21 protein-coding genes are annotated in these 21,289 nt (G+C 72.0%); 7 read left to right on the forward strand and 14 right to left on the reverse strand.

Annotated elements, in window-relative coordinates; genetic code table 11:
• Positions 1–2 precede the first annotated feature (2 nt).
• From ACZ79I_RS09565 to hisD, 9 genes are all read right to left on the reverse strand, one after another.
• Positions 3–590 carry an ArsR/SmtB family transcription factor gene (locus tag ACZ79I_RS09565; protein WP_471496016.1) on the reverse strand — a complete coding sequence of 196 codons (588 nt, stop codon included), beginning with the start codon at positions 588–590 and terminating at the stop codon, positions 3–5.
• A gap of 84 nt (positions 591–674) precedes the next feature.
• A complete protein-coding gene (gene hisF / locus ACZ79I_RS09570; protein WP_471496018.1) occupies positions 675–1,430 on the reverse strand; it encodes an imidazole glycerol phosphate synthase subunit HisF in 756 nt (251 codons plus the stop codon).
• 64 nt (positions 1,431–1,494) lie between these two features.
• Positions 1,495–1,887: a RidA family protein gene (locus ACZ79I_RS09575; RefSeq protein WP_471496019.1), complete on the reverse strand. Its 393-nt coding sequence runs from the start codon at positions 1,885–1,887 to the stop codon at positions 1,495–1,497.
• Positions 1,884–2,609: a bifunctional 1-(5-phosphoribosyl)-5-((5-phosphoribosylamino)methylideneamino)imidazole-4-carboxamide isomerase/phosphoribosylanthranilate isomerase PriA gene (gene priA, locus ACZ79I_RS09580; RefSeq protein WP_471496021.1), complete on the reverse strand. Its 726-nt coding sequence runs from the start codon at positions 2,607–2,609 to the stop codon at positions 1,884–1,886. The genes ACZ79I_RS09575 and priA overlap by 4 nt, the downstream gene beginning before the upstream one ends.
• Before the next feature lie 3 nt (positions 2,610–2,612).
• Positions 2,613–3,260: an imidazole glycerol phosphate synthase subunit HisH gene (gene hisH / locus ACZ79I_RS09585; protein WP_471496023.1), complete on the reverse strand. Its 648-nt coding sequence runs from the start codon at positions 3,258–3,260 to the stop codon at positions 2,613–2,615.
• Positions 3,251–3,415, reverse strand: coding sequence for a hypothetical protein (locus ACZ79I_RS09590; RefSeq protein ID WP_471496025.1), 165 nt, complete (start codon positions 3,413–3,415; stop codon positions 3,251–3,253). Before ACZ79I_RS09590 ends, hisH begins: the two co-directional genes overlap by 10 nt.
• Positions 3,416–3,419: 4 nt before the next feature.
• Entirely contained in the window at positions 3,420–4,013 is a 594-nt protein-coding gene (gene hisB, locus ACZ79I_RS09595; protein WP_471496027.1) for an imidazoleglycerol-phosphate dehydratase HisB, read from the reverse strand.
• Positions 4,010–5,119, reverse strand: coding sequence for a histidinol-phosphate transaminase (locus ACZ79I_RS09600; protein ID WP_471496029.1), 1,110 nt, complete (start codon positions 5,117–5,119; stop codon positions 4,010–4,012). The genes hisB and ACZ79I_RS09600 overlap by 4 nt, the downstream gene beginning before the upstream one ends.
• Positions 5,116–6,441, reverse strand: a complete 1,326-nt coding sequence (gene hisD, locus ACZ79I_RS09605; protein ID WP_471496031.1) for a histidinol dehydrogenase — start codon at positions 6,439–6,441, stop codon at positions 5,116–5,118. The genes ACZ79I_RS09600 and hisD overlap by 4 nt, the downstream gene beginning before the upstream one ends.
• Before the next feature lie 865 nt (positions 6,442–7,306).
• On the opposite strand from hisD, the gene ACZ79I_RS09610 reads away from it, so the two are divergent.
• The 4 genes from ACZ79I_RS09610 (at position 7,307) to ACZ79I_RS09625 (ending at position 10,621) form a co-directional block, all read left to right on the forward strand.
• On the forward strand, positions 7,307–8,887 hold the full coding sequence (locus ACZ79I_RS09610; RefSeq protein WP_471496033.1) for an oxidoreductase: 1,581 nt from the start codon (positions 7,307–7,309) through the stop codon (positions 8,885–8,887).
• 301 nt (positions 8,888–9,188) lie between these two features.
• A complete protein-coding gene (locus ACZ79I_RS09615; protein WP_471496035.1) occupies positions 9,189–9,929 on the forward strand; it encodes an LON peptidase substrate-binding domain-containing protein in 741 nt (246 codons plus the stop codon).
• 25 nt (positions 9,930–9,954) lie between these two features.
• The gene (gene ybaK, locus ACZ79I_RS09620; protein ID WP_471496037.1) at positions 9,955–10,455 is read left to right on the forward strand and encodes a Cys-tRNA(Pro) deacylase; all 501 of its coding nucleotides are present in this window, start codon (positions 9,955–9,957) and stop codon (positions 10,453–10,455) included.
• A gap of 91 nt (positions 10,456–10,546) precedes the next feature.
• Positions 10,547–10,621, forward strand: coding sequence for a hypothetical protein (locus ACZ79I_RS09625; protein ID WP_465269763.1), 75 nt, complete (start codon positions 10,547–10,549; stop codon positions 10,619–10,621).
• A 140-nt stretch (positions 10,622–10,761) separates the two neighbouring features.
• Here ACZ79I_RS09625 and ACZ79I_RS09630 read toward each other — a convergent pair whose 3' ends face one another.
• The 4 genes from ACZ79I_RS09630 to ACZ79I_RS09645 all read right to left on the reverse strand — a co-directional run bounded on the left by ACZ79I_RS09630 (position 10,762) and on the right by ACZ79I_RS09645 (position 14,766).
• The gene (locus ACZ79I_RS09630; protein WP_471496039.1) at positions 10,762–11,451 is read right to left on the reverse strand and encodes an AAA family ATPase; all 690 of its coding nucleotides are present in this window, start codon (positions 11,449–11,451) and stop codon (positions 10,762–10,764) included.
• A gap of 34 nt (positions 11,452–11,485) precedes the next feature.
• Complete coding sequence (locus ACZ79I_RS09635; RefSeq protein WP_471496041.1) at positions 11,486–12,301, reverse strand: ABC transporter permease; 816 nt, start codon at positions 12,299–12,301, stop codon at positions 11,486–11,488.
• 91 nt (positions 12,302–12,392) lie between these two features.
• Positions 12,393–13,409, reverse strand: coding sequence for an ABC transporter ATP-binding protein (locus ACZ79I_RS09640; protein WP_471496043.1), 1,017 nt, complete (start codon positions 13,407–13,409; stop codon positions 12,393–12,395).
• Between the two features lie 145 nt (positions 13,410–13,554).
• Complete coding sequence (locus tag ACZ79I_RS09645; protein ID WP_471496045.1) at positions 13,555–14,766, reverse strand: NYN domain-containing protein; 1,212 nt, start codon at positions 14,764–14,766, stop codon at positions 13,555–13,557.
• A 224-nt stretch (positions 14,767–14,990) separates the two neighbouring features.
• On the opposite strand from ACZ79I_RS09645, the gene ACZ79I_RS09650 reads away from it, so the two are divergent.
• Positions 14,991–15,188 carry a hypothetical protein gene (locus ACZ79I_RS09650; RefSeq protein WP_381086585.1) on the forward strand — a complete coding sequence of 66 codons (198 nt, stop codon included), beginning with the start codon at positions 14,991–14,993 and terminating at the stop codon, positions 15,186–15,188.
• A 70-nt stretch (positions 15,189–15,258) separates the two neighbouring features.
• Here the strand turns inward: ACZ79I_RS09650 and dnaE are convergent, their stop codons facing one another.
• Positions 15,259–18,795 carry a DNA polymerase III subunit alpha gene (dnaE, locus tag ACZ79I_RS09655; protein ID WP_471496047.1) on the reverse strand — a complete coding sequence of 1,179 codons (3,537 nt, stop codon included), beginning with the start codon at positions 18,793–18,795 and terminating at the stop codon, positions 15,259–15,261.
• A gap of 371 nt (positions 18,796–19,166) precedes the next feature.
• Between dnaE and ACZ79I_RS09660 the strand changes: the two genes are divergently transcribed.
• Both ACZ79I_RS09660 and ACZ79I_RS09665 read left to right on the forward strand, forming a co-directional pair.
• The gene (locus tag ACZ79I_RS09660; RefSeq protein WP_471496049.1) at positions 19,167–20,492 is read left to right on the forward strand and encodes a DUF2252 domain-containing protein; all 1,326 of its coding nucleotides are present in this window, start codon (positions 19,167–19,169) and stop codon (positions 20,490–20,492) included.
• Between the two features lie 91 nt (positions 20,493–20,583).
• Positions 20,584–21,270: a hypothetical protein gene (locus ACZ79I_RS09665; protein WP_471496051.1), complete on the forward strand. Its 687-nt coding sequence runs from the start codon at positions 20,584–20,586 to the stop codon at positions 21,268–21,270.
• Positions 21,271–21,289: the final 19 nt, after the last annotated feature.

Raw genomic sequence — 21,289 nt, forward strand, 5'->3', positions numbered from 1 at the left:
TCTCAGACGCGGAACGGGAATCCGTACAGGTGCAGCGCGACGTACTCGCGCCCCTCGGTGTCACCCGCGGCCTCGGCGGCGCGGCCCTTCTCGTCGTACTTCCGGGCGATCGCCTCCAGCTCCTCGCGCAGCTGGTTCAGTTCGCCCGCGGTGAGCCGCAGCCAGGACTCGTTGTCCACCGAGGCGGTGTTCCACTCGGCGCTCCAGGCCGGGCGCTCGTCGAGGTAGCGGCGGTAGCGGTCGGCACGCTGGTCGTGGAAGAGCCGCGAGGCGGCCAGATGGGCCGCGGCCCTCGCCGGTTCGCCGCGGAAGTCCTCGTCGTGGATGCTCACCCCGTCCGAGGCGGGCCGCCACCAGCGCTCCCGCCCGTCCGCGCTCTGCGGCTCCGCCTCTTCGATCAGCCCGTGCTCGGCGAGCTTGCGCAGGTGGTAGCTGACCAGCGAGACGGCCTCGTCGACGTCGTCGGCGAGCTGTGAGGCGGTCGCGACGCGATGGATGCAGACCAACCGGTACAGGTCCGCCCGCAGCGGATGCGCGAGCGCCTTCAGCGTCCCCACGTCCGTGATCCGGCGGTTCTCCTTGCGTGTCATGCCGCTCACCGTAGATACGAAAGAAAAGTTGCGCAATTGATTTTGCGCAACTTCTCTTTCCTGTCTTGCCGGTGCAGGCCGGTGTCAGCGGACGGGGTGGCCCGCCTTCCGCAGGGTCTCCTTCACCTCGGCGATCCGCAGATCCCCGAAGTGGAACACCGACGCCGCCAGCACCGCGTCCGCGCCCGCGGCGACGGCCGGCGGGAAGTCGGCCGGGCTGCCCGCGCCGCCGGACGCGATGAGGGGCACGGTCACGTGCTTGCGCACGGCCGCGATCATCTCCAGGTCGTAGCCGTCCTTGGTGCCGTCCGCGTCCATCGAGTTGAGCAGGATCTCCCCCGCGCCCAGCTCGGCGGCGCGGTGCGCCCACTCCACCGCGTCGATGCCGGTGCCGCGGCGGCCCCCGTGGGTGGTCACCTCGAAGCTCCCCGACGGGGTGCGCCGCGCGTCCACGGACAGCACCAGCACCTGCCGGCCGAACCGCTCGGCGATCTCGCGGATCAGATCCGGGCGGGCGATCGCGGCCGTGTTGACGCCCACCTTGTCGGCGCCCGCCCGCAGCAGCCTGTCCACGTCCTCGGCGGAGCGCACGCCGCCGCCGACGGTGAGCGGGATGAACACCTGCTCGGCGGTGCGGCGCACCACGTCGTACGTCGTCTCGCGGTTGCCCGAGGACGCGGTGATGTCCAGGAACGTCAACTCGTCGGCGCCCTCGGCGTCGTAGACCTTGGCCATTTCGACGGGGTCGCCCGCGTCGCGCAGGTTCTGGAAGTTGACACCCTTGACGACCCGGCCGTTGTCCACGTCCAGGCAGGGGATGACTCGGACCGCCAGGGTCATGAATCCACGGCTCCTCTTGCTGCTCCGGCCCCAGAAGGCTGCTTCCCGCCTCTGAAGGCTCCTTCTAGCCCCTGAAGGCTTCCAGTTCCACTTCGACCAGGATGCGCGGATCGACGAAGCCCTCCACGACCAGCAGGGTCGCGACCGGGCGCACCGCGTCGAACAGTTCCTTGTGGGCTCGGCCCACCTCGTCGACGTCCCGCAGATGCGCCAGGTACATCCGGGTCCGTACCACGGACTCGATGCCGAGCCCGAACTCGCCGATCGCCTCGACCGCGCCGGCGAAGGCCACCTTGGCCTGCTCGTACGGGTCGCCCTCGCCGTACAGCACCCGGCCCCGGAAGGCCGTCGTGCCCCCCACCAGCACACGGTCGCCCGCCGCGACGGCGCGTGCGAAACCGAAGGTCTCTTCCCAAGGACTTCCGCTCTGCACACGCCGCACGGCTTCGGACGTCATGACGACACAGCCTCCAGTGCCTCTTCCAGGGTGAACGCCTTCGCGTAGAGGGCCTTCCCGACGATCGCGCCTTCGACACCGAGGGACACGAGGCCGGCGATCGCCCGCAGGTCGTCCAGGGACGACACGCCGCCGGAGGCCACGACCGGGCGGTCGGTGGCGGCGCAGACGTTCTTCAGCAGCTCCAGGTTCGGGCCCTGCAGCGTGCCGTCCTTGGCGATGTCGGTGACGACGTACCGCGCGCAGCCCTCCGTGTCGAGGCGCTCCAGCGTCTCGTAGAGGTCGCCGCCGTCACGGGTCCAGCCGCGGCCGCGCAGGGTGGTGCCGCGCACGTCGAGGCCGACCGCGATCCGGTCGCCGTGTTCGGCGATGACCTTGGCGACCCACTCGGGGGTCTCCAGGGCGGCCGTGCCGAGGTTCACACGCGTGCAGCCGGTGGCCAGTGCGGCGGCCAGGGTGCCGTCGTCCCGGATGCCGCCGGACAGCTCCACCTTGATGTCCATGGCCTTCGTGACCTCGGCGATCAGCGCGCGGTTGTCGCCGGTGCCGAACGCGGCGTCAAGGTCGACCAGGTGCAGCCACTCGGCGCCCGCCCGCTGCCAGGCGAGGGCAGCCTCCAGGGGAGAGCCGTACGAGGTCTCCGTGCCGGACTCGCCGTGCACGAGGCGGACGGCCTGGCCGTCGCGGACGTCGACGGCGGGAAGCAGTTCGAGCTTGGCCATGGTCTACAGGGTTCCGATCCAGTTGGTGAGCAGCTGTGCACCGGCGTCGCCGGACTTCTCGGGGTGGAACTGCGTGGCCCACAGGGCGCCGTTCTCCACGGCCGCCACGAAGCGCTTGCCGTGCGTCGACCAGGTGACCTTGGGGGCCCGCAGGGCCGGGCTGTGCGTCTCGAGCTGCCAGTCGTGGACGGCGTAGGAGTGCACGAAGTAGTAGCGCGCGTCCGCGTCCAGGCCGGCGAACAGCTCCGAGTCGGCCGGCGCCTCGACGGTGTTCCAGCCCATGTGGGGCACGATGTCGGCCTGCAGCGGCTCGACCGTGCCGGGCCACTCGTCCAGGCCCTCGGTCTCCACCCCGTGTTCGATGCCGCGCGCGAACAGGATCTGCATGCCGACGCAGATGCCCATCACGGGGCGTCCGCCGGCCAGCCGCCTGCCGATGATCCAGTCGCCGCGCGCCTCGCGCAGGCCGTGCATGCAGGCGGCGAAGGCGCCGACGCCCGGCACCAGCAGTCCGTCGGCGTTCATGGCCCTGTCGAAGTCACGGGTGATCTCGACGTCGGCCCCGGCGCGGGCGAGGGCGCGCTCGGCGGAGCGGACGTTCCCGAAGCCGTAGTCGAAGACGACGACGCTCCTGGGCGTGCTCAATTCCACACCTCCAGGCGCATGACGCCGGCGACGAGACACATCGCCGCGCCGATCGAGAGCAGCACGATGAGGCTCTTCGGCATCTTCTGCCGGACGAAGGAGATGATCCCGCCGACGAGGAAGAGGCCGACGACGATCAGGACGGTCGAGGTACCGTTCATGGCTCTACAGCGCACCCTTCGTGGACGGGAGAATGCCGGCCGCGCGCGGATCGCGCTCGCTGGCGTACCGCAGGGCCCGCGCCAGCGCCTTGAACTGGCACTCCACGATGTGGTGCGCGTTGCGCCCGTACGGCACGTGGACGTGCAGCGCGATCTGGGCCTGGGCGACGAAGGACTCCAGGATGTGCCGGGTCATCGTGGTGTCGTACGCGCCGATCATCGGCGCCATGTTCTCGGGCTCGGTGTGCACGAGGTAGGGGCGGCCGGACAGGTCGACGGTCACCTGGGCCAGCGACTCGTCCAGCGGGACCGTGCAGTTCCCGAAGCGGTAGATCCCCACCTTGTCGCCGAGGGCCTGCCGGAAGGCGGCGCCGAGGGCGAGCGCGGTGTCCTCGATGGTGTGGTGCGAGTCGATGTGCAGGTCGCCCTCGGTCTTCACGGTCAGGTCGAACAGACCGTGCCGGCCCAGCTGGTCGAGCATGTGGTCGTAGAAGCCGACGCCGGTCGCGATGTCGGTCCTGCCGGTGCCGTCGAGGTCGATCTCGACGACCACGGAGGTCTCCTTGGTGGTCCGCTCCACGCGGCCTACCCGGCTCATGCGCTCTGCTCCTTCTTCAGCTCACGTGCCGCGTCCAGGAACGCGTCGTTCTCCTGCGGTGTTCCGGTGCTGACCCGCAGCCACCCCGGCACGCCGTTGTCCCGGACCAGGACGCCCCGGTCGAGGATCTTCCGCCAGGCTTCGTGGGCGTCGGCGAACCGCCCGAACTGCACGAAGTTGGCGTCGGACTCGGTGACGTCGTAGCCGAGCGCGCGCAGCTCGGTGACCAGCCGGTCCCGCTCGGACTTCAGCTGCTCGACGTACTTGAGCAGCGTGCCGGTGTGCTCCAGCGCGGCCAGGGCGGTCGCCTGGGTGACCGCCGACAGGTGGTAGGGCAGCCGGACGAGCTGGACGGCGTCCACGACCGCCGGGTGCGCGGCGAGATAGCCGAGACGCAGTCCGGCCGCGCCGAACGCCTTCGACATCGTCCGCGAGACGACGAGATTCGGCCGCCCTTCGATGAGCGGCAGCAGCGAGCGGCCGTGGCTGAACTCGATGTACGCCTCGTCCACGACGACCATCGACGGCTTCGCCGCCTGCGCTGCCTCGTACAGGGCGAGGACCGTCTCGGGCGGCACCGCGTTGCCGGTGGGGTTGTTCGGGGAGGTGACGAAGACGACGTCCGGGCGGCTCTCGGCGATCGCCCGCTCGGCGGCCGCGAGGTCGATCGTGAAGTCGTCGTTGCGGGGGCCGGAGATCCAGCCGGTGCCCGTGCCGCGCGCGATGAGCGCGTGCATCGAGTACGACGGCTCGAAGCCGATCGCGCTGCGGCCCGGTCCGCCGAAGGTCTGCAGCAGCTGCTGGATGACCTCGTTGGAGCCGTTGGCCGCCCAGACGTTCTCCAGGCCGACCCGGTACCCCGCGGTCTTCGTCAGGTACTCGGCGAGCTTCGTGCGCAGCTCGACCGCGTCACGGTCGGGGTAGCGGTTGAGGCCGCGGGCGGCCTCGCGCACGCGCTCGGCGATCCGCTCGACCAGAGGCTCGGGCAGCGGATAGGGGTTCTCGTTGGTGTTCAGCCGTACGGGCACGTCCAGTTGGGGCGCGCCGTAGGGGGACTTGCCGCGCAGCTCGTCCCGTACAGGAAGATCGTTGATTCCGAAGGTCACTTGCTCTCGGGCACCTTCCATGCGAACCGGGCCTTGATCGCCGCGCCGTGCGCCGGCAGGTCCTCCGCCTCCGCCAGCGTCACCACGTGCTGCGCGACCTCGGCCAGCGCGTCCTTCGTGTAGTCGACGACGTGGATGCCGCGCAGGAAGGACTGGACGGACAGGCCCGAGGAGTGGCAGGCGCAGCCGCCGGTCGGGAGTACATGGTTGGAACCGGCCGCGTAGTCGCCGAGCGAGACCGGCGCCCACGGGCCGACGAAGATCGCGCCCGCGTTGCGCACGCGGTCCGCGACGGAGGCGGCGTCCGCGGTCTGGATCTCCAGGTGCTCGGCCGCGTACGCGTCGACCACCCTGAGGCCCTCGTCGATGCCGTCGACCAGGACGATCGCGGACTGCTTGCCCGTGAGCGCCGGGCGGATCCGGTCCTCGACGTGCCGGGTGGCCTCGACCTGCGGCAAGAGCTCCTTCTCCACCGCCTCGGCCAGCTCGACCGAGTCGGTGACCAGGACGGCGGCCGCCAGCGGGTCGTGCTCGGCCTGGCTGATCAGGTCCGAGGCGACGTGCACGGGGTCGGCGGTCCCGTCCGCGAGGATCGCGATCTCGGTGGGGCCTGCCTCCGTGTCGATGCCGATCCTGCCGGTGAGGTAGCGCTTGGCAGCGGCGACCCAGATGTTGCCGGGGCCGGTGACCATGGTGGCGGGCGGGCAGGACTCGGTGCCGTACGCGAACATCGCGACCGCGGTCGCGCCGCCCGCCGCGTAGACCTCGTCGACGCCCAGCATGGCGCACGCGGCGAGGATCGTCGGGTGCGGCAGGCCCCCGAACTCGGCCTGGGCCGGGGAGGCGAGGGCGATCGACTCGACGCCGGCCTCCTGCGCGGGCACGGCGTTCATGACCACGGACGACGGATAGACGGACCGGCCGCCGGGCGCGTACAGCCCGACGCGGTCCACCGGCACCCACTTCTCGGTGACCGAGCCGCCGGGCACGACCTGGGTGGTGTGCGTGGTGCGGCGCTGAGCGCGGTGGACGACGCGGGCTCGGCGGATGGACTCCTCCAGGGCCGCGCGCACGGCCGGATCGAGCCGTTCGAGCGCCTCGTCGAGCGCCTCGGCCGGGACCCGCACCGACTCCAGGCGGACGCCGTCGAACTTCTCGGCGAAGTCGATCAGCGCCGCGTCGCCCCGATGATGCACGGCCTCGCAGATCGGGCGCACCTTCTCCAGGGCGGCCTGAACGTCGAAGTCGGCTCGGGGCAGCAGGTCGCGCAGGGCCGGGCCCTCGGGGAGGGCGTCGCCGCGCAGATCGATTCGGGAGATCACGGGGCCAATTCTCGCAGACGGCGACGAGGCGCCGGACGACCGTATCAATGGCTGATACAGAGTGTGGGCGGTCGGGCGGTCTGCGTGGCGGGGCGCCCGACCGCCGTCCGCCGGGGCGCGGGCCGGGCGCGGCGGGACGGCGGGCCGAGCGACCGGTTCGGTCCCGGCTCAGGCACGCGCGGGGAGGGCCGCCCGTTCGGGGGGCGTGTCGCGCTGTGGGGCGGGGCGTCCCGGGCCGGGCGGGGTGCGGGTGGAGCGTCCCTCCGGGCCTCCTGGGTGGGCGGTCCGGCCAGGCGCTCCAGGTCGATCCGGGCCCGTACCAGGCGCTCCGGATCGATCCCGGCCCGAGCCCATGCGTTCGGGATCGACCCAGGTCCGCACCAGGGGCTCCGGATCGATCCGCGCCTGATCCGGGCCCGTACCAGGCGCTCGGGCGGCGTCGGCCGGGTCCGGGGGCCGGGCGGATCGCGCCGCGGTCGGCCGCTCCGGAGCGCTCGACGCGCTCGATCGGGCCGGGCCCCGGGCCGGGCCGGGACGGATGGCCGGATGGACCGGCACGGGCGGCCCCTGGGGCCGTCCCCGCGCGGCGGCCGGGGCCGTTCCCCGCGCGGCGGCCGGGCGGGCGCCTCGCAAACCGTCGGGGGCGCGCGGCGGCCGGGCGGGCGCTTCGCTAACCGTGGAGGACGCGCGGCGGCGGGCTGCGGGCGCCCGGTGGGTGGCGCGCGTGGGTGCGGGCCCGCGGTGGCCGGATCCGGTGGCTGATACCGGACCCGGAAGATCGCCTTCACCGGTAGCGTTCGGGCCGTCACCCAGCGGGCATGACGGTCGTACGAACCCGCGAGTAGCCGGGGAGGAAGGAAGAGCCGTGACCGAGGGTGCCGGCTTCCGTGCCGGAGACCTGCCGGAGGAGCTGACCGCCGCCGAGGCCGGGATGTGGCAGGCGTTCCGCAACGGCAGCCCGTACGACCTGCGCAGCGGGGACACCGCCGTGGACGATCCGCACGGCGGCCACCCCTGGGGTCCCGAGCGCAGCGTGCGGGCGCGGATCGTGGCGTGGCTCCTGCTGGACGGGCCGCCCGCGCTGGCGGGGCGGGTCTCGTCGCTGAAGCTGGCCGGTGTGCAGATCACCGGCGCGCTGGATCTGGCCGGCGGCACGATCGTGCCGTACGTGGAGCTGAAGGGCTGCCGGTTCGAGCGGGAGATCCTGCTGCCGGAGGCCCGCTTCACGACCATACGGCTGGTGAATTGCTCCGTGCCGCGGCTGGAGGCGGCGCGTGTGCACACCGAGGGCGATCTGCATCTCCCGCGCTGCCGCTTCCACAACGGGGTACGGCTCACCGACGCCCACATCGGCACCGACCTGCTGCTCAACCAGGCCGTCGTCTACCGGGACCGGCGCGGCCGTTCGATCACCGCGGACGGGATGACGGTCGGCCAGGACCTGCAGGCCGAGATGCTGGAGTCGCACGGCGAACTGAGCCTGCGCGGCGCCAAGGTCGGGGTCTCACTGAGCCTTCGCGGGGCCCGGCTGAACAACCCCTACACCCGGCTGGCGCTCAACGCGCCGCAGATGACGGTCGAGCGGACGCTGTACCTGACGCCGGCGGGCCTCGGCAATCCGCTGCTGACCAGCGGCACCACGCCCGCGCGTGGCACGCGGGTGCAGCGGTTCGAGTGCCGGGGCGGAATCCGGCTGGACGACGGGCGGTTCGGGGACGCGGTCGACCTGGAGCAGGCCCGGTTCGTGCTCGACGAGGACCACGAACTGTCCCTGCGCCGGGTCCAGACCCCCGAGCTGCGTTTCCTGTGCGAGCGGCCCGAGCGCGGCAAGGTGACCCTTTCGGGCGCGCGCGTCGTGAACCTGGTCGACCGGTGGGCGAGCTGGCCGGGCCTCGGCGACCTGCACATGGGGGGCTTCGGCTACGAGAACCTCGTCCCCCAGGACGCCTTCCCGCTCGCCCGGCGTCTGGAGTGGGTCGCGGCGGCGACCGCCGAGTACAACCCGGAGCCGTACGAGCGCCTCGCGGCCGTGCTGCGCAACTCCGGGGAGGACGAGGACGCGCGCGAGGTGCTGCTCGCCAAACAGCGACGGCGCCGGGAGACACTGCCGCTCGCGGCCAAGCTGTGGGGTTACGCGCAGGACTGGACCGTCGCCTACGGGTACCGGCCCGGCCGTGCGGCGGTGTGGATGGCGGTGCTGTGGGCGGCGGCGTCGATCGCGTTCTCGCACGCGAGCCATCCGCCGGTCAACAAGGACGCGCATCCGCCGTGGAACCCCTCGTTGCTCGCCCTGGACCTGCTGCTGCCGGTCATCGATCTCGGCCAGGCCGGCCAGTGGCAGCTGAGCGGGGGCTGGCAGTGGCTGTCGGCGGTGGTGATCCTGCTGGGGTGGATCCTGGCGACCACGGTCGCGGCGGGGGCGACGAGACTGCTGCGGCGCGGCTGACGCGGAGGTCCGCGGCCTCCTCACGTGCGTCCTGGTCGAACTGGAGCGCCGGCAGGGCGCGTTGCCGCGACTGGGGATGACCGTGGATGGCTGTGGACGGCTGTGGACGGCCGGACCGTATGCCACGTCGTTCCCCTGGGACCGGATCCCGGACGATCCGCTCGGCGCGTTCCCGGCCGTGCGGGGCGGCGTGCGGCGGAACGCGCTGTCGCCCCGGACCACCGCCTTCCGTGCGGCTTCTTCTCCCCCGCGGGGGGCGGGCCGGACGCGTGCGCTCCCGCTCCCATTAGGCTTTCCCGTCGTGACCACCGTCCGGCTCCCGCTCTTCCCGCTGAACTCGGTGCTGTTCCCGGGGCTCGTGCTCCCGCTGAACGTCTTCGAGGAGCGCTACCGCGCCCTGATGCGCGACCTGCTGAAGATCCCCGAGGACGAATCGCGCCGCTTCGCCGTCGTGGCGATCCGCGACGGTCACGAGGTGGCGCCGAGCGCGCCGGGGATGCCGGACCCGACGGCCCTGCCCGCGCGCGGCCCCGCGGCGGGCTTCGGACCCGACCCGGCCAAGGCGTTCCACACGGTGGGGTGCGTCGCGGACGCGGCGACGATCCGGGAGCGGGCCGACGGCTCGTTCGAGGTCCTGGCGACGGGCACGACACGCGTCCGGCTGCTGTCCGTGGACGCGTCGGGCGCGTATCTGACGGCCGAGCTGGAGGAGCTGCCGGAGCAGCAGGGCGACGAGGCCGGCGCGCTCGCCGAGGGGGTGCTGCGGGCGTTCCGCCAGTACCAGAAGCGGCTGGCGGGCGCGCGGGAGAGGTCCCTGTCGACGGGCGCGGAGCTGCCGGACGAACCGGCCGTGGTGTCGTACCTGGTCGCGGCCGCGGTCATGCTGGACACGCCGACGAAGCAGCGGCTGCTGCAGGCCCCGGACACCGCCTCCCGCCTGCGTGACGAGCTGAAACTGCTTCGCTCGGAGACGGCGATCATCCGTAGTCTGCCGTCGTTGCCCGCGTCGGACCTGACGCGGGCTCCGACGAGCCTGAACTGAAGCGCGACGGGTGGGGAACGGCCGGATGGCGAAGAAATCGAAGAAGCAGCAGCCGGGCGGTACGCCGGCGACGGTGGCGCTGACGGCGGCCGGGGTGGAGTTCACGGTCCACTCCTACGACCACGATCCGTCGCACCCCTCCTACGGCGAGGAGGCGGCGGAGGCGATGGGGGTGTCCCCGGAACGGGTCTTCAAGACCCTGGTGGCGGACGTGGACGGCGCTCTGGTGGTCGGGGTGGTCCCGGTGGCGGGCTCGCTGGACCTGAAGGCGCTGGCGACGGCGGTGGGCGGGAAGCGGGCGGCGATGGCGGACCCGGCGCTCGCCGAACGCACCACGGGATACGTGCGCGGCGGTATCTCCCCGCTCGGCCAGCGCAGGAAGCTGCGTACGGTCCTGGACGCGTCGGCGTCGTCGCACGGCACGATCTGCGTCTCGGCGGGCCGCCGGGGCCTGGAGGTGGAAGTGGCCCCCGAGGACCTGGCGAAGCTGACGGACGCGACGCTGGCCCCGATCGCCCGGGCCTGAGCACTGCCCCGACCGCCCGCGCCTGAGCACTGCGACGACCGCCCGCGCCTGAGCACTCGACGAACGGCCCGTCCTCGGCTAGTACGGAAATATGTCGAAGAGGACACGCAAGCGCAAATGGCGCATGAAGAAGGGCCACGCGAACCACGGCCACCGTCCGGCGTAACCACGCCCCTCACCTCGGCGCCGGGCAGCCTCGCATCGGCCGTCCGGCGCCCAAGGAGGTCTCCGGGGGCACGCGCGGACGGGCCTGCGCGGGTACCCAAGCAGCCGGTCCCCGTGCGGCAGGTCCCCGTGCGGCCGGTCCTACGCCGGTGGCGCCGCCGGCCCGCCGTAGGGGGTCGCGTAGGGGTCCGGGTCCCGGGGCCCGAACAGCGCCGTCAGCCCGAGGTGCATCACCAGCGCGGCCACCGACCACGCGAGCAGCGCCCCCTTCGCCCCGAGCTTCAGCGGCGCGGGGAAGGTCACCCCCTTGCCCACGGCCTGCGCGTGCGCGATCACATCCTGTGTGGGGCCCAGCCACACGCCCACACGCCACGCGAGCAGGGACCCGAGCACCCCGCCCAGGGCGAGCGCCATCACCAGCGGCACCCCGCCCCGCTTGCGCACCAGGAAGACGACCAGCGCACTGAGCACACCGAACCCGAGCGCGAGCAGGGTGAACGTTCCGTCCACCCCGATGGCCTGCTCCCCCTCGGTGTCCTTCAGATACACGACCCAGTTCTTGTCGACCAGGTCGCCCACCAGCGGCACATGGGGGGCCAGCCGCGACCACAGCACGCCGAGCAGCACCCCGGCGAGGGCCACGCCCACCGTGATCACGGCCGCCTCGCGCACCTCGGTCTTCATGCCGGGCCCGTCCGCCCCGTACACGGCGGTGGCACCGTGCGGGGCGGGTCCCATCGCCGACGGGGCGGGCACGGATTCCCAGGCGGGGTGCGCGGAGCGCGGGGAGGGTTCGTGCGGCGGCGGAGGCGGAGTCAACGGAGCGGTCACCTTCACATCCTGCCAGTCGTGTCCATCGGCCGCGTCATCGCACGGCGGCCCGGCGGTAGGCCCAGGTCGCCAGGGTCAGCGAGGCCACCCCGACGACGGCGCAGACGGCGAGGTCACCGAGGACCAGTGCCCAGTCCGGATGCCCTCCGAAGGTCCGCGCAAACGCCTCGACGCCGTACGTCGACGGCAGTAGGTCCCGTACGACCTGCACGGCCTCCGGCATCCGGTGGGCCGGCAGCACCCCCAGCAGCAGCGCGGCCGACATGCCCAGCTGTCCCAGCAGCGTCGCCAGTTCGGGTCGCGGCGCAAGCAGCCCGAGCGCGGCGCCGAGCCCGGACAGCGCGGCCCCGGAGAGCGGGATCACCGCGGCCAGCACCCAGAGGTGGGAGAGGGGCAGCCCGAAGATCACACACCCGAAGACGGCGGTCACCACGGTGCCGGGCACGGTGAAGGACGCGTAGGCCCCCGCCGCCCCCAGCACCACCGCGGCCGCCGGCACCGGGAGGGTGGCGTAGTGGTCGAGTCCGCCGCTGCCCCGCAGCTGGCCGAAGTACTGGGCGAGCAGGTTCAGGCCGACATAGGCGACCACCAGCACCGAGGCCCCGGAGACCACGGACCGGGCGTCGCCGCCGCCGTCCACGACCCCGCGCATCATGATCATGATCCCGATCGACTGGAACGTCGCCACGAACAGCAGCGGGATCCGCGAGACCCGGGCCCGGGACAGCTGTGCCCGGTACACTGCGGCCAGCGACGGCCACAGCCGCGCCCTGGGGCCCAGCGCGGCGGTGCCTCCGGCGCCGCCCTCCGCCCCGGCGCCGCGCAGAACCTCGGCGGGTACGACACTCACGTCGCGCTGCTCCTCTTCGCTCCTGCCGCCACCGCGCCCCCTTCGGACGCGGCGCCCCCTGCGCACCCTACGGGCACCCCGGCCCGCGCGCTCATGCCTTCACCAGCCCCTGCGCACTGCCGCCGAGTTCCAGATAGACGTCCTCCAGGCTCGGCGTGGCCAGGGTGAAGTCGTCGAGGGCGGCGAAGGCGGCGCCCCCGGTCACGGTGGCGACGGCCGTGCGCGCCTCCTCGGGCGCCATCCGCAGCGACCAGCGGCGCCCTGACTCGGCGGCGCGGGCGCGCAGGGCCGCCACCTCGGGCACCTCCAGCGGCGCCCGCTCGCGCCACACGAGTTCTACGCGCACCTCGCCCGCGACCCGCTCCTTGAGTCCGGCCGGGGTGTCACAGGCGATGACGCGGCCCCGGTCGAGGACCGCGACCCGGTCGAGGACGGTCTCCGCCTCGATGACGTTGTGGGTGACCAGCAGGACGGTCGTCCCGCGCTCGGCCCGCCGCCGGTCCACCGCGGCCCACACGGCCCGCCGGGCCACGGGGTCCATCCCGGTGGTCGGCTCGTCGAGCACGAGCAGCGGCCGCTCCCCCACCAGGGCCGTGGCGAAGCAGGCGAGCCGGCGCTGACCGCCGGAGAGCTTCTTGAGCGGCCGCGAGGCGATCGGCGCGAGCCCGAGTTCGTCGAGGACGGCGTCCCGCTCCCGGCGCGCCTGCCGCAGGCCGAGCCCGCGCAGCCGCCCGGTCGTCTCGGCGGCGAGCGAGACGGTCAGCTCGTCGAGCGCGGTGGTCTCCTGGCCGAGGTAGGCGAGGATGCGGGCGGCCCGCTCGGGATGGCGCACGATGTCGTGGCCGAGGATCTCGACGCTGCCGCGGTCGGGCCGCATCAGCCCCGTCAGCTGCCGGACGAAGGTGGACTTCCCGGCGCCGTTCGGCCCGAGCAGCCCGAAGATCTCCCCGCGCCGGATGTCCAGGCGCACGTCGTCGGTGGCCCGCACCTCGGGCGTCCCGGGCGCGCCGCGCCTGCCCCGCACCGCCGGGTAGGTCTTGGTCAGCCCGCGCACGGCGCATACGACATCGCTGCCCTGCGGATCTGCCGGTGCGGTGCGCGTGTTCACAAGGGACGAGAGTACGTGGTGCCACGCCGAAAGCCACGCTCGGGTCGGCCCGTGCGGGCGAATCCGCCGCCCGGCGCCGCCGCGCGCGCCGGAACGCGGCCGCCTCTCCCGGCCTCCCGCGTGCCTCTGCCTCCCGCTCCCCGGCCTACTCCGCGGGGGAGGCGTGCTCCGTGGCCGTCCGCTGGTCGATCTCACGCCAGAATCCCGCCCGGATCGCGTACCGGTCGTGCTCGTCGATCTGGTCGTCCTTGTGCGCGAGCAGCCCGAAACGCGCCGCGTACCGCAGCAGTTCCCCGTCGATGCGGTGCGGCACCCGCGGATACATGCCCGACAGCTTCTGCAGATGCGACTGGTCGGCGAGCCGCCCGATCCAGCGCCGCGCGAACACCTGCCCCACCTCGTACGGATCGCCGCCGACCGTGGTGATGTCCTCCTCACGGTCGGCCCAGCGCTGTTCGGCGGTGGTCAGTTGCGCCAGCGTCGGCAGCGAGGCGGCCTCCGGCGACTCGGCGGCGACCGGGCGGTCCACCCAGCCCTTGTCGGACGACCACCTCAGCGTCGCCCCGGCGGGCTGCTGCACGGCCTGGGTCCCGGGCGCCCGCAGCGCCGCCAGGTCCTTCGGCGTCGGTACGCCCTTGGAGGCCGGCAGCCGTTCCTGGCCGCCGTTGTGCGCGGTGGCCGCCGAGACGTGCTCCGGCCGGGCGGCGGCCCGGTCCGCCGCCGCGAGCGCGGACTCGGGCAGTGGCGCCGACAGGATCGCCGCGATCTCCGGCCGAGGGGCCGGCGGGGACGCGCAGACCCCGCCCAGGTCCTTGGCCCGGACGGCCCGGGTGATCCACTCCCGGTCGAGCACCCGCCGCTCGTCGGCCTCGGCGACCAGGTCCTCGGACTGGTTGTAGTCGCCGTCCGCGGCCTGCACGGCCCACAGGTGCACGGCGACCCCGTGCTCCTTCGCGGCCATCATGCCCGGCAGCAGATCCCCGTCCCCGGTGACGAGCACGACGTCCGAGCAGGCGCGGTTGCGGGCCAGCTCGGTCAGCTCGGCGTGCATCGCGGCGTCCACGCCCTTCTGCGCCCACCGCCCGTCGCTGCGGGTCAGGGCGCCCAGGCGCACGGTCACCCGCGGCATCACGCGCAGCCTGCGGTGTTCCGGCTGCGGTACGCGGTCGGGGGCGCCGTCGAACCAGTAGATGCGCAGCAGCGGCCGCTCCGTGTCGGACTCGGCGCGCTCCCGCAGCCCCTGGATGAGGGCGGCGTGATCGACGGTGATCCGGGCCCTGGAGGGCTCTCCTGCGAGCAGGCTGGCGGCGGCCCCCAGCAGATACCCGGCATCCACCAGGACGATGCAGCGGTCCACGCGATCCACCCTCTTTCCGGGAGGTTTGCTTCGGGCTTCTTTCGAGTCTGCCCGACCACGGGGAGGTTAACGGCCCGAACTCGATCTTCGGCGTGGCGTATCGGGGCACGGCCTCCCGACGAGCCTTGTCACGGACGGTAATTGTTCGACATGCAGCTGTGGTCGGCCTGTGTGAATCTGGATCCGGCCCTGGCCCCTAGATCCCCCACAGGAGGCAGATCACCATGGCCAAGAACAAGAACCGCAAGCAGGCCGGCCCGCAGAACCGCTCCTCGCAGGCCACGCAGGCCCCCCACGCCGCGCACGCCCAGGAGCAGGCCCAGGTGTCCGTGGCGGAGGCGCAGCCGGCTCCGGCCGCTCACGCCCAGGGCAGCCCCGCGGCTGCCGCCCGTAAGCAGCAGAAGCGCTTCGGCCACAACTGAGGCCCCCGGCGGACTTCGAGGGGCGCACCCGTGACCGGGTGCGCCCCTCGCATATGTGTCACACCGGTGATCAGCCTGCCAGGCAGGACGGACCGAGCAGCACCTTCAAGTCGCCGTAGAGCGCCGGGTCCGGCTTCACCCGGTGCCGGTCCAGTCGCAGCACGGTCGTCTTGCGCGGTCCCTGGAGCTTGATGCGCACCTCGCTGTCGCCCTTGTGCTGGCTGAGGATCTCGCCGAGCCGGCTCACCATCGGCGGGGTCACCTTCACCGCCGGGATGGTGAGCACCACGGGCGCGTTGGCACCCGCGGTCGACAGGTCGGGGACCGTCAGCTCCATCGCGACCAGCCGTGGCACGTCCTCGCGCTTGTCGAGACGGCCCTTGACGAACACCACGGCGTCCTCGACGAGTTGGGTGGACACCAGCTGGTAGGTGGCCGGGAAGAACATGCACTCGATCGAGCCGGCGAGGTCCTCGACCGTGGCGATGGCCCAGGCGTTGCCCTGCTTGGTCATCTTGCGCTGCAGGCCCGAGATGATGCCGCCGATGGTGACGACCGCGCCGTCCGCGTGCTCGCCCCCGGTGAGCTGGGCGATGCCCGCGTCGGCCTTGTCGGACAGCACGTGCTCCAGGCCGAAGAGCGGGTGGTCGGAGACGTACAGACCGAGCATCTCCCGCTCCTGGGCGAGCAGATAGGTCTTGTCCCACTCCTCGTCGGTGAAGGTGACGTCGAGACCGAAGCCCGGCTCGGCGTTGTCCTCCTCCGCGCCGCCGAAGAGGTCGAACTGCCCCTCGGCCTCCTTGCGCTTGACCGCGACCACGTTGTCGATCATCGGTTCGTACTGCGCGGTGAGGCCCTTGCGGGTGTGCCCCATCGAGTCGAAGGCGCCCGCCTTGATCAGGGATTCGGTGGTGCGCTTGTTGCAGACCACCGCCTCGACCTTGTCGAGGTAGTCCGGGAAGGAGGCGTACTTCCCCTTGGACTTGCGGGTCTTGATGATCGACTCGACGACGTTGGTGCCGACGTTGCGGACGGCGGAGAGGCCGAAGAGGATCACGTCGTCGCCCTGCGCGGCGAAGTTCGACTCCGACTCGTTGACGTTGGGCGGGAGCACCCTGATGCCCATGCGGCGGCACTCGTTGAGGTAGACGGCCGACTTGTCCTTGTCGTCCTTGACGGAGGTCAGCAGCCCGGCCATGTACTCGGCGGGGTGGTTCGCCTTCAGGTAGGCGGTCCAGTACGAGACCAGGCCGTACGCGGCGGAGTGGGCCTTGTTGAAGGCGTAGCCGGCGAACGGGACCAGCACGTCCCACAGGGCCTGGATGGCCTCGTCGCTGTAGCCGTTCTTGCGGGCGCCCTCCTGGAAGATGGTGAAGTTCTTCGCCAGTTCCTCGGGCTTCTTCTTGCCCATCACACGGCGGAGGATGTCGGCCTCGCCGAGCGAGTAACCGGCGATGATCTGGGCGGCCTTCTGCACCTGCTCCTGGTAGACGATCAGGCCGTAGGTGACGTCCAGGACCTCCTTGAGCGGCTCCTCCAGCTCCGGGTGGATGGGGGTGATCTCCTGCTGCCCGTTCTTGCGCAGCGCGTAGTTGGTGTGGGAGTTCATGCCCATGGGGCCCGGGCGGTACAGGGCCGACACGGCGGAGATGTCCTCGAAGTTGTCCGGCTTCATCAGCCGCAGCAGCGAGCGCATGGGGCCGCCGTCGAACTGGAAGACGCCGAGCGTGTCGCCGCGCTGGAGCAGTTCGAAGGTCGTGGGGTCGTCCAGCGGGAGCCCCAGCAGGTCGATGTCGGTGCCCTTGTTGGACTTCACCATCTTGACGGCGTCGTCCATGATCGTCAGGTTGCGCAGGCCGAGGAAGTCCATCTTCAGCAGGCCGAGCGACTCGCAGCTCGGGTAGTCCCACTGGGTGATGGTCACGCCGTCGGTGTGGCGGACCCAGACGGGCACGTGCTCGGTGATGGTCTCGCTGGACATGATCACACCGGCGGCGTGCACGCCCATCTGCCGGACCAGGCCCTCCACGCCGCGCGCGGTGTCGATGACCTTCTTCACGTCCGGCTCGTTCTCGTACATCCCGCGGACCTCGCCCGCCTCCGAGTAGCGGGGGTGGCTCGGGTCGGTGATGCCGGACAGCGGGATGCCCTTGCCGAGGACGTCGGCGGGCATGGCCTTGGTGATGCGGTCGCCCATCGCGTACGGGTAGCCCAGCACGCGCGCGGAGTCCTTGATCGCGTTCTTGGCCTTGATGGTGCCGTAGGTGCCGATCATGGCGACCTTGTCGGCGCCGTACTTCTCGGTCACGTACCTGATCACCTCGACGCGCCGGCGCTCGTCGAAGTCGATGTCGACGTCGGGCATCGAGATGCGCTCGGGGTTGAGGAACCGCTCGAAGATCAGGCCGTGCGGGATCGGGTCGAGGTCGGTGATGCCGAGCGCGTAGGCGACGATCGAGCCGGCGGCGGAACCCCGTCCGGGGCCGACGGCGATGCCGTTCTTCTTGGCCCACATGATGAAGTCGGCGACCACGAGGAAGTAGCCCGGGAACCCCATCTGGATGATGACGTCCATCTCGTACTCGGCCTGCTTCTGGCGGTCCTCGGGGACGCCGCCCGGGTAGCGGCGCTCCATGCCGCGGCGGACCTCCTCCTGGAACCAGGTGACCTCGGTGTAGCCCTCGGGGATGTCGAACTTCGGCATGAGGTCGCGCTTCTCGAACATGCCCGTGGTGTCGATCTGCTCCGCCACCAGGAGGGTGTTGCGGCAGCCCTCCTGCCAGGCGTCCGAGGAGTCGATGGCGTACATCTCCTCCGTGGACTTCAGGTAGTAGCCGGTGCCGTCGAACTTGAAGCGGTCCGGGTCGGAGAGGTTCTTGCCCGTCTGGATGCACAGCAGGGCGTCGTGGGCGCCCGCCTCGTGCGCGTACGTGTAGTGGGAGTCGTTCGTGACCAGCGTAGGGATGCCGAGTTTCCGGCCGATCTCCAGCAGACCGTCGCGGACCCGGTGCTCGATGTCGATGCCGTGGTCCATCAGCTCCAGGAAGTAGCGGTCCCTGCCGAAGATGTCCTGGTAGTCGGCGGCCGCCTTGAGGGCCTCGTCGAACTGGCCGAGCCGCAGCCGGGTCTGCACCTCGCCGGAGGGGCAGCCGGTGGAGGCGATCAGCCCCTCGGACCACTGGGCGATGGTCTCCTTGTCCATGCGCGGCCACTTCTGCAGCCAGCCCTCGGCGTACGCGTCCGAGGAGAGCCGGAAGAGGTTGTGCAGGCCCGTCCTGTCCGCCGCCCAGATCGTCTTGTGGGTGTAGCCGCCGGAACCGGAGACGTCGTCCCGCTTCTGGTGCGGCTGGCCCCACGTGATCTTGCGCTTGTTGCGCCGCGACTCCGGGGCGACGTACGCCTCGATGCCGATGATCGGAGTGATCCCGGCCTTCTTCGCCGAGTGGAAGAAGTCGTAGGCCCCGTGGAGGTTGCCGTGGTCGGACATGGCGATGTGCGTCATGCCCATCTCGTTGCACGCGTTGAACATGTCCTTCAGCCGCGCGGCACCGTCCAGCAGGGAGTACTGGGTGTGGACGTGCAGGTGCGTGAACGGCGGCTTCGACACGGTTTCGGCCTCCAGATGGGCGGTCGGGTGACACGCGGGCGGACGGACGTCGACGGGGGCCCGGCAGGCTGCGGACAGTCTGGGGGACAGCGTCGAAGTCTATGCCCCGGCACTGACACCGCAGGCGCATACTGTGGCGCGAACGCCCCGACGGGGGTGGCGGTCGGGTGACGCAGGAGCGGCTTCCACGCGTACCTTCGTCCGGGGGACACGGACCGCGCACCCGTGCCCTCGCGCGACGGACACGGGTCCCGGCATCCGTGTCCGCGAGCGGGGAGAGAGGGCACTCCCGCGTACCGTCGTCCGTTGGAAGGGAACGGGCGCTCCGTCCCCACACACCACGCACCACCTGCACCTGGAGGCACCCAGCGATGTCGGTTCCGCAGCTCAGCGCCGAGCAACGCGGCGAGGAGATCCTCGCCGTCTTCGACACCGCCTTCGGCGAGCTGCTCGCCGCCGACCCGGCCGCGTTCCGCGTGAAGTTCCGCAAGATGGCGGCCTCCGCCTTCGCGTTCTACCGGGGCACGGCGTGCCTCTTCTACCACGACCTCGACACCGAGAAGCGGGGCGGTCCGTATCTGGACGACCGCACGTCCCGCGTGTGGATCCACGGCGACCTGCACGCCGAGAACTTCGGCACCTACATGGACTCCACGGGCCGTCTGATCTTCAACGTGAACGACTTCGACGAGGCGTACGTCGGCCCCTTCACCTGGGACCTGAAGCGCTTCGCCGCCTCCATGGCGCTGATCGGGTACGCGAAGGCGCTGAGCGACGAGCAGATCACCGAGCTGGTCAGGGTCTACGCGGCGGCCTACCGGGAGCGGGTGCACGCCCTGGCGACCGGCGCCAAGAGCGACGAGGTGCCGCCCTTCACCCTGGACACCGCCCAGGGCCCGCTGCTGGACGCGCTGCGCGACGCCCGCTCGCTGACCCGCTTCGGGCTGCTGGACTCGATGACGGAGATCCGCGACTTCGAGCGCCGCTTCGCGCCGGGCGGCGGCGCCATCGAGCTGGACGCGGCCACCCGCTACAAGGTCCTCGCCGCCTTCGACGGCTACCTGGAGACGCTGCCCGAGTCCTCCCTGGCCCGCCCGGACTCCTACCGGGTCAAGGATGTGGTCGGCCGCCGCGGCATCGGCATCGGCTCGGCGGGCCTGCCGTCGTACAACATCCTTCTCGAGGGCCACAGCGACGCCCTGGAGAACGACGTGGTGATCTACATCAAGCAGGCTCAGACCCCGGCCGTCTCCCGGCACATCACGGACCCGGCGATCCGCGACTACTTCCGGCACGAGGGCCACCGCACGGTGATCTCCCAGCGCGCCCTGCAGGCACACGCCGACCCGTGGCTCGGCTGGACGGAACTGGACGGCGCGGGCCAGCTGGTGGCCGAGGTGTCGCCGTACGCGGTGGACCTGGACTGGGGCGACATCGACGACCCGGAGGAGATCGCGGCGGTCGTCGCCGACCTGGGCCGGGCCACGGCCACGATGCACGGGGCGGCCGACGACCAGTCCGGCGAGTCCCTGGTGCCCTTCTCCACGGAGCGGGCCATCGACGCGGCGATCGCGGCCGACGAGTCCGGCTTCGAGGACCTGCTGGTGGACTTCGCGCACGGGTACGGGGCACGCGCGCGCGGCGACCACCAGATCTTCCTGGACCTGTTCCGCAACGGCCGGATCCCCGGTCTGTGAGCCGCCCCGGCCGCTCCCCCACAACGCTCCCGTAACGCATGGCCCCCTTTAAGGGGCCCTTACGGGAGCGCGTGGGACACTCTCCCCTGCTATGAACATATCCGGGACCCAGCTCAGAGCCGTACGGGCGGCGCTGTTCACGGCGATGGCCGTGACGCTCAGCACCGCCTCGCACGTGCTGCTGTCCGAGGTCCCCCTCCCGATGGGCACGGTGGCGGCGATCGCCGCCACCGTCTTCGTCGTCGCCTACGCGCTGGCGGGCCGCGAGCGCGGCTACGGGAAGATCGCCGCCCTGCTGGTTCCGCTGGAGCTGACGGCGGACACCGTGTTCACCACGGGCCAGCACGCCTGCTACGGACAGGCGGGCGGCCCGGTCACCGGCCCGCTGCGCTCGGTCGGCCTGGACGTCCTGTGCAGCGGCGGCAGCGTCGGCACCCCGCTCAGCCGGGTCACCGGCCCCGGCACCGACCGGGTAGCGGCGCTCCTCGCCCATGCCGACCCGGCGACCGCCTGGCTGCTGCTCGCCGCGCATGTGGGCGTGGGCCTCCTCGCGGCGGCCTGGCTGCGCCGGGGCGAGCGGGCGCTGGCCCAGTTGCTGGGCGCCGTGGTCGTGACCACCTTCCGGCCGCTGCTGATCGCGGTCGCGGCGGTGACGGTGCGGCTCGCCCCGGTCCGCCGGGCGCCGCGTCCGGTACGGCACGTCACCACGACCCGTACCCGTCTGTTCGTGCACTCCCTGGGGCGGCGGGGGCCGCCGCGCTCGGCCGCCTTCGCCTGAAGCACCCGAGCACCGGAAA

This window comes from Streptomyces sp. PSU-S4-23 (genome assembly GCF_055632315.1).

Coding starts and splice junctions, on each gene's coding strand:
- ACZ79I_RS09565 (WP_471496016.1), bottom strand. CDS start 590: ATGACACGCAAGGAGAACCGCCGGATCACGGACGTGGGGACGCTGAAG.
- hisF (WP_471496018.1), bottom strand. CDS start 1,430: ATGACCCTGGCGGTCCGAGTCATCCCCTGCCTGGACGTGGACAACGGC.
- ACZ79I_RS09575 (WP_471496019.1), bottom strand. CDS start 1,887: ATGACGTCCGAAGCCGTGCGGCGTGTGCAGAGCGGAAGTCCTTGGGAA.
- priA (WP_471496021.1), bottom strand. CDS start 2,609: ATGGCCAAGCTCGAACTGCTTCCCGCCGTCGACGTCCGCGACGGCCAG.
- ACZ79I_RS09590 (WP_471496025.1), bottom strand. CDS start 3,415: ATGAACGGTACCTCGACCGTCCTGATCGTCGTCGGCCTCTTCCTCGTC.
- hisB (WP_471496027.1), bottom strand. CDS start 4,013: ATGAGCCGGGTAGGCCGCGTGGAGCGGACCACCAAGGAGACCTCCGTG.
- ybaK (WP_471496037.1), top strand. CDS start 9,955: ATGGCGAAGAAATCGAAGAAGCAGCAGCCGGGCGGTACGCCGGCGACG.
- ACZ79I_RS09650 (WP_381086585.1), top strand. CDS start 14,991: ATGGCCAAGAACAAGAACCGCAAGCAGGCCGGCCCGCAGAACCGCTCC.
- ACZ79I_RS09660 (WP_471496049.1), top strand. CDS start 19,167: ATGTCGGTTCCGCAGCTCAGCGCCGAGCAACGCGGCGAGGAGATCCTC.
- ACZ79I_RS09665 (WP_471496051.1), top strand. CDS start 20,584: ATGAACATATCCGGGACCCAGCTCAGAGCCGTACGGGCGGCGCTGTTC.